We start from the raw sequence: 8124 nt of genomic DNA on the forward strand, positions 1-8124 counted from the left end.
GCACGGAAAGTCAGTTTGCACTGCAAAGAGCAGCGAATCATTGAATCCATGACTCCAGCAATGCGAATACTTCAGGCGTAATTCGTATGCCGAAATTTTTTGGGCACATTCCGTAAGCGTGGATTGCAATGACAACGCGCTGATTCTGATTGTTGAAGTGAAATATTGGACTGCCACTTTGGCCCTCAGCGGTATCCAAGCCATAACTTAATGTTTTTGCGTTCACCTCAATGAGTCGGCCGGCGTTGAACCATTGAGTTCCCATCAGTTTGTCCCCGGGGTATCCGGCATTGTTAATAGCCAATTCCCGTAGCTTCCGATCATCGTAAACTGCTGTACCAAACCAGCCAATGCGTTCACCTACAGGCTCCTTCAGCCAAATGACCCCCAAGTCAAACTCACGCTGCTCGGTTTTCTTCCAGCGGGGATGCACATCAATACTGGCTGCCTCAAAAAAACTGAAGGGCGCATGGTTGCGGTTGCGCCCAGGTACAGCGACCACTTTTTTAGGTCCGCGCTTGGTTTGATGACTGAAGAGGTTATGGCCTGCGGTGATGATGGTGCGTGGACCCGCCAGCCACCCTGTACCAAAGACATCCACTGAATGCATACCTTGCATTATCAAATGGCAGATGCAACGCCACGGTACGTTTCCAGTGTTCGGAACTGGGGCACGATCGTCATGCTCGCCGCATACGAGTTGAGGCAGTGCGAACTCTAGGTTCGCGGCACGCTCGAAGCGCTCGCTTGACAGTCGCTCCGGCAACCGGCCGCCCTCGAATCCCTGCGCCAGGGCCCTGCTGGCATTGAAACCTTCAACCATTTCTATACGTCCACCATTGTTGGTTTCAACCATGAAGGAAGGTCTGAAATACTCTAGAACTTCGTTTTCAACTTCCGGCGCTGGCATCGTCGTTGTCGATGAACCGCGCTGAGAGTCAACCTTCTTGCCTCTGAGGCCTAGAGATCTCTTGGTGTTCATGCAACCTCCGGTCTCAACGATTGAGTGACCCATCCGAACTCGGGCGAACAGTATTGGCGCCCGGACTGAAGCGATTGTTTGCGCCACCGGCACCGGAACGTCTAGCCGCGGCATTTCTGTCATTCAAGTTGCCTGTTGGGTTTGTATCGGTGGTGTTTGATGAGCCCTGAAGCGACGACAGGCCGGAAGTCGCCTCCTCGCGGCGCGTGCCAATCTTCAATGAAATCAAGATTTTTGCTTCGCCCGTTCCTGCCTCCTTTCGAGCCTCGTTGACTTCCTTGGCGGTCTCCGTTGCGCTGGCATTCTTGGCAATCCTTTCCTTAGCACCGGCCTCGTACTGACCACTGGTGTCAATTTTGAAAAGTCCAGTCAACGGATCAACAACGCTTTTGATGACACCGCTTGCCAAGGCCAGTGGACTGCTTACGAATGCCAATGCCGAGCTAGGCCTGTCTACAGTCACTGTCTTCAATGCACCGTTCTCGAACGTGATGTCATGAACCGTCGTGACAAAGGCGTGGCGTTCGATGGGCAATGCAAGCACAGGTGCGGCGTTCGGAATGACAAGCACAACAGACTTGCTGCGGCCGGCAAGCATCGCGGTCATCATGAAAGGTTGAGGCTGGCGGTAGCACAGGCCAATGCTGCAATCAAATTTCGGCTGAGGTACTTCTATCGGCTCCGGAGATGCGTTCATTGGTGGGACCAATTCCGTACTTCTGGCACTTGCGGGATGACCTGATAGTTGAACCGTCGGCATCTCACGCGCCAGCAACTTGTACTCATCACAAACGGCAGCGGGTTCCGTACAGCTTGAATTTTGAAACTCCAAAAATTGCCGCAAGTTGCTCGTCATGCTCTGAGAGGCACGCTGCAATTCCACTGGATTGGCTGGATTCAGTTCTGCACTGAAAATTTCCACCGCTTCAGAGTCGAGTGCTTTCTCTTGTACTGGCGCCTTGGGAAGCAGTAGTTTTTCCAATATCTGTAAAGTTTCGTCCTTCGCTGTCGCGTTGACTGAGACGAGAAATCCTGTAGTGGGATCAACATTGATGCTGACATTGTCCGTACTGAAAGGATTGGATACCCTTCTGGCGACATAAGTATGGTCAGGGTCACTGCTCAGAAAAGGTTCTGACATGTCTAGGAAGATCTGCCCTTTGTAGGCGTACAGCACAACAGGAACGCGTGCCAACGGCAACATATATACCGTGCCTTGGGCCATGCTCTGGCTACCGGGAAGCACGCGCTCACTGCTGACAATCGCACACCCCGCCAGATTGATCGCGACAGAGAAAGCCACGCCCAAGGTTAGCCGACACTTCATGGCAACTCCTAAGCAAAGGGAATCCCTTGTAAGCCAAGCTGTTACGCAACTCCATACCTAAAGCGCATAGCCTGTTAATCTGACTGACTTAAGTCACAACCCCCAGGGGTTGAACTTGGAAGAGGCATAACATTTGCTGGAGGATCCAAGAGTAAGTGCCGGTCTATCGCGGTCGGGTCCGCATTGGTCTTCAAGTTCGCACCATTATCAAATTTTTTGGCTTGGATCCTTAGGGGAACCGCTGAAGCGCACACTTCTGGCGCTCGTTTTATGAGAGTTTTGCAAGCGTTGCAGCTGACCCCTTCTTGGCAGGGCTTGAACCCATGAGCAAGATCGCCCGACTGGCCTTGCCCCCGTATCCCCGGACGCGGCCTATTTGTTGGTTAACGCCCGACTTCGTTGCCGCCTGAACTCGCGCGGCGAACGCATTTTCAGGCTGTAGTGGGGATAGCACCTCGTTGAAGTGCTCGAAGGCCGCCGGCAGCTGAGCCAGCACGGTCCCCCCGCGCCACAATAGTTGTCGCCCCGATAGAACGATGAAAACCGGGGGCGTTGAAAGAGTTGGAAGTGGCCCGGTACGGCAAAGAGTTCAAGGACAAGGCGGTGGCGAGATTGCTGCCGCCGGAGAGTTCGGCAATTGAGCTGGTCTCGCGCGAGATCGGTATCAGCGTAAGCACTTTGGAGCGGTGGCGCGCTGAGGCCTTGGCCCAGCCCCAGCAGCAGCGCACGTGGACGGCCGCGGCCCGGTTCGAGGCTGTGCTGGCTACCGCGGCAATGGATGAGGAATCCAAGAGCGCTTGGTGCCGCAAGCACGGCGTCTACCCACAGGAGCTCACCGCTTGGCGTCAGAGCGCCACGCAGGCTCTTGCGGGCCCTTCTGAGGAGCGCGCCACGCCTCAGCAGACCAAGCAGGATCAGCGGCGTATCAAGGAGCTTGAGCGCGAGTTGCGCCGTAAGGACAAGGCTCTGGCGCAAGGCAGCAGCACTCTGCTGGTCCTGTCGAAAAAAGTCCAGGCGATCTTCAACAAGGACAAGGGCGAGGATGAGTGATCGGCCTCGAAGATCGCCAGTCCCTGGCCCGGGACATCAACGAAGCGCAGGAGGCCGGCGCGCGGCTGGAGCAGGCCTGCGAGACGGCAGGCATCAGCGTGCGCACGTTGCAGCGCTGGAAGGCTGGTCACGGCCTTGTGGCTGGTGATGGTCGGCCTGCTGCAATTCACCCGACCCCGGCTCATTCCCTCACGCCGGCCGAGCGCGGCGAAATCCTTCGCGTGGCCAACGAGCCGCGCTTCGCTGACATGCCTCCGGCGCGCATCGTGCCGATGCTGGCCGACGAGGGCGTCTATATCGCCAGCGAGTCCAGCTTCCATCGTGTGCTTCGCGCGCATGGACAGACCCGTCACCGGGGCCGAGCCAGTGCGCCGCGGCCAAGCCGGCCGCCGACCACGCACGTGGCCACGGCAACGCGGCAGCTGTGGTGCTGGGATATGACCTTCCTGCCCGCGACCATCACCGGGCGATGGTTCTACCTGTACCTCATCCTGGACGTGTACAGCCGCAAGGTGGTCGGCTTCGAGGTCCACGACACCGATGCCGCCGATCACGCTGCGCACCTGGTCAAGCGCACAGCGCTGGCCGAGGGGCTGCACGCGATGGCAGACAAACCGGTGCTGCATGGCGACAACGGCGCCACGCTCAAGGCCACCACGGTGCTGGCCATGCTGCATTGGCTGGGCGTGAAACCGTCGTACTCGCGCCCGCGCGTCAGCGACGATAACGCCTTCGTTGAATCGCTGTTCCGCACCGCCAAGTACCGCCCGGAGTTCCCCAGCGAAGGCTTCGCTGGCCTGGACGAGGCCCGCAGCTGGGCCGCGCGCTTCGTTCATTGGTACAACCATGAGCATCGGCACAGCGGGATCCGATATGTCAGCCCGGCCCAGCGCCATGCGGGTCAGGACATGAGCATCCTGGCCGCCCGTCACGCGCTGTACTGCGAAGCCCGAGACCGCCATCCACGTCGCTGGTCACGCGGCACTCGCAACTGGACTCCGATCGGCGCCGTGACGCTCAACCCCGAGCGCGATGTCGTCGTCGCCGCGCACGTGCCGGCCCGAAATAAACAGCCGTTGGCTGCATAGGTCAGGTGACAACAACGTTGACGCGCGCCGCGGTCACCGCGTCGGTGAGGTCCATGCGGCTGACGTAGTCAGGCCGAAACGTGCTGACGAAGTTTCTGGCGATGCCGCTGCTCTGAAGACTGCACACCGGTGTACGGGTCGGTGTGAACCCCAGTACGCGGGCAATCTTGCGCGTGTCGTGCGCGATGTAAGCCCCACCGTTGTCCGACAGGAACTCCAGTGTCGGTACCGATTTAAATTCGTTCAGCGCCAATAGACATAACGCCGCATGCGGCCTGAGCGCCAGCGACGCGGCTTGCCTGAAATAGTGGTTTCGCGTATTCAGCGCTGCACCGTCAGGACGTTGAGGTCCTGCCCTGCCACGCGCGCCAGCGCGCGCTCGATGGCCGCGTCGATCCAGGCCGGGTCGTTGCCAAAGGCACCGCCGCCCAGCCGCGTGAGTAGCACGCGGCGCGAGGCACCGCGGCGGGCGTTGAGCACGCCGGCGAGCAGCGTGGCCTCGTAAGCAGCTTCCAGCACCAACCGCGCCAGCGGCTCCCACGCCTGCGCCGCGGGACGGCCGTAGGCCACGGGCATCGCCGAGCAGTACACCTGCGTGACGAGCGGTCCCGGGCTGTGCGGCGTGTCCGTGACCTCAACGTCCCAATGCACTCCGATGCGCAGCAGGCCTCGCAGCCGGTCGAGCTCCGCGGCGTCGGCCGCCGCCAGTTGCCTGGAGGCGCGCGCGAGCCCTTCGGCGCTGCACAGCGCGTATCCGTTGCGCCAGTCCCATAGCGGCTGCTCGTCGTGGCCAAGGGCGGCTCCCAGGTCGGCCAGGGTGTCGATCTGGCGCCGGGCGTCCTGTCCCCGACGGTCAGCCAGTGGTACCAAGTAGTTGCGGAAGATGGTGCCGGCGCCGGCGGCCATTGCACATGCCGGCCCCTGGGTAGGATCGCCCGCATAGCGGCTCACGCCGGCTTCGGGGCTGATGTTGGGGGCTACCATCTCCAGCAGGTTGAACTGTGAAGCGACTTGGATCAGGGCGCCCTGTTGCTCGGGTTCCCGATGCAGAGCGCGGATGTCACCGCGCAGCACGCCGGGCACGGGCGCCGGCCCTTTGGGTTGCACTGCAACGCGCTGGCGCAGCTCTGCCAGCGAGACGACTTCCAGCCGGCCCATCGCGAAACGCCGTCCCGTGGCAACGTTCACCAAGGCGTCGCCCTCGACCTTCAGCCGCTGCTGCGTGCGCTGGTAGTCGTCTTCCCTAAACTCGGTGACGCGCTCGAACCAGTCCATGGTCCCCTCCCCTTTGCTGGTGATGCCGCCGCTTCAAGGCGCCAGGACGATACCCAATGCCTTGCGCGCCTGGGCTGCTCCCTTCACCTTGGGCAACGGGGTGTAGTGCGCCTGACCGATCTTCTTGAGCGTCGCGGGCTTGTCGAACAGCACCACCGCGCGCCGGGTGTTGAGCCTGCGGGACATGTAGTAGATGCCGTCGAAGCCGTACGGGTGCGCGTGGATCTGCTGGCTCCAGCGTTGCGGGACGTCGTAGGGCCAGACGGCTGAAAGCGCGGCGTCACCGCCGGCCCTGAGCAGGCTCGCGCCCGTCATGTCGGCGAGCTTGAGCGCCTGGCCGGGCACGTCGTCGAAGCGGACGATCCAGCGCGCGTTGAACCGCGAGCGCTCCACCACGAACTGGCCGTTCACCGCCGCGAGGTCGTGCAGCAGCGTCTCGGCCAGCGCGGTCGAGAGGTCGAAGCCAAGGTAGCAGGTGCCGTAGGTGCAGCCCGGATCGTCGAAGCGGTGCAGGCCCAGCTTCCCGAAATGCGGCTCGCCGCAGTCCTTGGGACCGCTGCGCAGCAGCTCGGAGGGACGCACCTCCCGGGCCTTGATGTCGAGCTCGCTGAAGGATGGCGATGGCGCTTGGAGAACGCTCGCAGGAGGCCTGGTACCGGACCGCGTCATGCCTCGGCATACCCCTTGGCCGTGCGCACCACCATCTCCAGCCTCCCGCCAGCCAGGGCCTCCAGCGGGGTCTTGCCTTCCAGCGAAATGAACGGCGTTCTGAAGAAGGCGAGCTTGGCTCCGCCCGGCAGCTCTCCCAGGGCCTTGGAAACGGCCTCGACCTGCCTGCGATCGAAGCGCGGATCTGCCAGCCAGGCCGGAAAGTACTGCTTGAGCTGGTGCTCCACGCAGAACATGCGCTTGGCGCCCAGTGCCTTGCTCAGGGCCTGCGTGGTGCAGCCCAGCCGCCTGGCGAGCTCCTCGCGGCTCACGAGCTCGCCGCCGTCGATCATGCGGCGCAGGCTGGCATCGGCTTCTTGCTCGGCTGCCTGCACGAACGCCTGGGCCTCCTGCGCGGACGCCTCCTCGACCAGGGCAGAGGCAGGTTGGGCGAGCCGGGCCTGCACGGCGTTGGCCGCGGCAGCCATGCGGCGCGCTTGGCGCAGCGCGGTGCGCTGGCGCTGCAGCGCCAGCTTGGCCGGCTGGGTCTTCAGGTGTCGCACGACAGTGCCCATCGGCATCTTCTGGAGCTTGGCTGCAGCCTGCTCCAGCACGTCCAGCGTCTCGAAGAATTCCGTGATCACGACTGGCTCAACGGGGGTGGCCTTGCCTGGGGCGGCTGCCTGCCGCGCGCGCTTGGGCTGCGGCTTGGCAGCCCCGGCAGAGGCGGTCGCATGCATGCGCCGGCCGGTCTTCGTTCCTGGCGTTGCAGCAGCCATGGCTGGGATCTCCTGTAATTCAAGGAAATTTAACCACAGAAACTGCAGAAACCTGAGAAACCATTACAAGACTGCCTGCCGTGGCTGGCGCCTTGAGAGAACTCGTCTGCCAGACACGGGGCTACCAACAGTCAGCCTTGAGACGAACGGCTGCTGCACCTGCGTTTGACGTGCGCGGCACCAGCAGCAGCGTCGGTTGCCCACCAGCGACCAGCAGCATCAGCGCCCGGCGCCAGGAGCTGAGCTTGTGCGGCGTGCCGCTGCGCTCGATGTCGCTCACGGCCTGCGCATCCGTCCGGCCGACGACGGTGGCGGTGAGCTCCAGCGTCCAGCCCATGCGCAGCCGCAGTTCGCGCACCTGCTCTCCCGTGGGCTGCGCCAGTTCGGGGTAGATGGGCGTGAAGACGGTTTTCGGCCGCGCTTGTTCTGCCGTAGCTGAACCGTCGCAGACTTGGCAGCCCTTCCCTCGGACGCCAGCATGTGCGCTCCTCGGCGATTTCGGGCTGGCAGCGCGGCATGAGGTCTGGCCCGGGAGCGTGCTGAGCGGAAAACCGTCTGCTGCTTACCCAGGGCCTTGGTCTGGGTTAGTCGTCAGCCGCGCCAGCAGCGCCTCCACGACCGCGCGTGCCTGGCACTCCCGCCAGTACGAGCTTTCAAGATCGCAGGCGCAGCGGGTGCCGGCGTTGACGGCCGGGTGCTCGTAGAACACGGCCGGGCCGCTCGCTCCGTCGCCGACATAAATGGCATCCACCGAGCAACCCAGCTCCGCCGCAATGATCTTCAGCGTGGCGGCGTGCTCGGCGGTGAGCGCCTCGTTGACCGGGAACAATCGCTTCACGGGCATTCCTTAGTCTTACTGTGTCAATAATTTGATCTATATTTGTCCTATCCAGTCGCGCAGGAGGCTCGGGTATGGACATGGGAGCACGGTTTGACGGGTACATGGCCCATCTAGCTGCAGGGCTGGGCCATGCC

At 62.1% G+C, this 8124-nt stretch carries 7 protein-coding genes and 2 pseudogenes; 1 reads left to right on the forward strand and 8 read right to left on the reverse strand.

Annotation, left to right across the window (positions count from 1 at the left end; all coding sequences use genetic code 11):
* Window positions 1-37: 37 nt before the first annotated feature.
* Together FJ694_RS27390 and FJ694_RS27395 are read right to left on the reverse strand one after the other, a co-directional pair.
* Entirely contained in the window at window positions 38-982 is a 945-nt protein-coding gene (locus FJ694_RS27390; RefSeq protein WP_157270719.1) for a trypsin-like serine peptidase, read from the reverse strand.
* A 13-nt stretch (window positions 983-995) separates the two neighbouring features.
* The gene (locus FJ694_RS27395) at window positions 996-2309 is read right to left on the reverse strand and encodes a hypothetical protein (protein ID WP_157270720.1); all 1314 of its coding nucleotides are present in this window, start codon (window positions 2307-2309) and stop codon (window positions 996-998) included.
* Between the two features lie 567 nt (window positions 2310-2876).
* Between FJ694_RS27395 and FJ694_RS27400 the strand changes: the two are divergent.
* Window positions 2877-4447, forward strand: a pseudogene (locus FJ694_RS27400) (IS3 family transposase).
* A 31-nt stretch (window positions 4448-4478) separates the two neighbouring features.
* On the opposite strand, the pseudogene FJ694_RS27405 reads toward FJ694_RS27400, so the two are convergent.
* From FJ694_RS27405 to FJ694_RS27430, 6 genes and pseudogenes are all read right to left on the reverse strand, one after another.
* A pseudogene (locus FJ694_RS27405) lies at window positions 4479-4667 on the reverse strand (IS3 family transposase); the annotation flags it as partial.
* Between the two features lie 101 nt (window positions 4668-4768).
* The gene (locus tag FJ694_RS27410) at window positions 4769-5722 is read right to left on the reverse strand and encodes a hypothetical protein (protein ID WP_157270721.1); all 954 of its coding nucleotides are present in this window, start codon (window positions 5720-5722) and stop codon (window positions 4769-4771) included.
* 33 nt (window positions 5723-5755) lie between these two features.
* A complete protein-coding gene (locus tag FJ694_RS27415; RefSeq protein WP_157270722.1) occupies window positions 5756-6304 on the reverse strand; it encodes an RES family NAD+ phosphorylase in 549 nt (182 codons plus the stop codon).
* Window positions 6305-6387: 83 nt separating this feature from the next.
* Entirely contained in the window at window positions 6388-7014 is a 627-nt protein-coding gene (locus FJ694_RS27420; RefSeq protein ID WP_157270723.1) for a hypothetical protein, read from the reverse strand.
* A gap of 256 nt (window positions 7015-7270) precedes the next feature.
* Window positions 7271-7507, reverse strand: a complete 237-nt coding sequence (locus FJ694_RS27425; RefSeq protein WP_157270724.1) for a hypothetical protein — start codon at window positions 7505-7507, stop codon at window positions 7271-7273.
* Between the two features lie 204 nt (window positions 7508-7711).
* Window positions 7712-7987, reverse strand: a complete 276-nt coding sequence (locus tag FJ694_RS27430; protein WP_157270725.1) for a hypothetical protein — start codon at window positions 7985-7987, stop codon at window positions 7712-7714.
* Window positions 7988-8124: the final 137 nt, after the last annotated feature.

The organism is Azohydromonas aeria, from assembly GCF_009760915.1.
Lineage (GTDB): Bacteria > Pseudomonadota > Gammaproteobacteria > Burkholderiales > Burkholderiaceae_C > Azohydromonas > Azohydromonas aeria.

Coding starts and splice junctions, on each gene's coding strand:
- FJ694_RS27395 (WP_157270720.1), bottom strand. CDS start 2,309: ATGAAGTGTCGGCTAACCTTGGGCGTGGCTTTCTCTGTCGCGATCAAT.
- FJ694_RS27390 (WP_157270719.1), bottom strand. CDS start 982: ATGAACACCAAGAGATCTCTAGGCCTCAGAGGCAAGAAGGTTGACTCT.
- FJ694_RS27410 (WP_157270721.1), bottom strand. CDS start 5,722: ATGGACTGGTTCGAGCGCGTCACCGAGTTTAGGGAAGACGACTACCAG.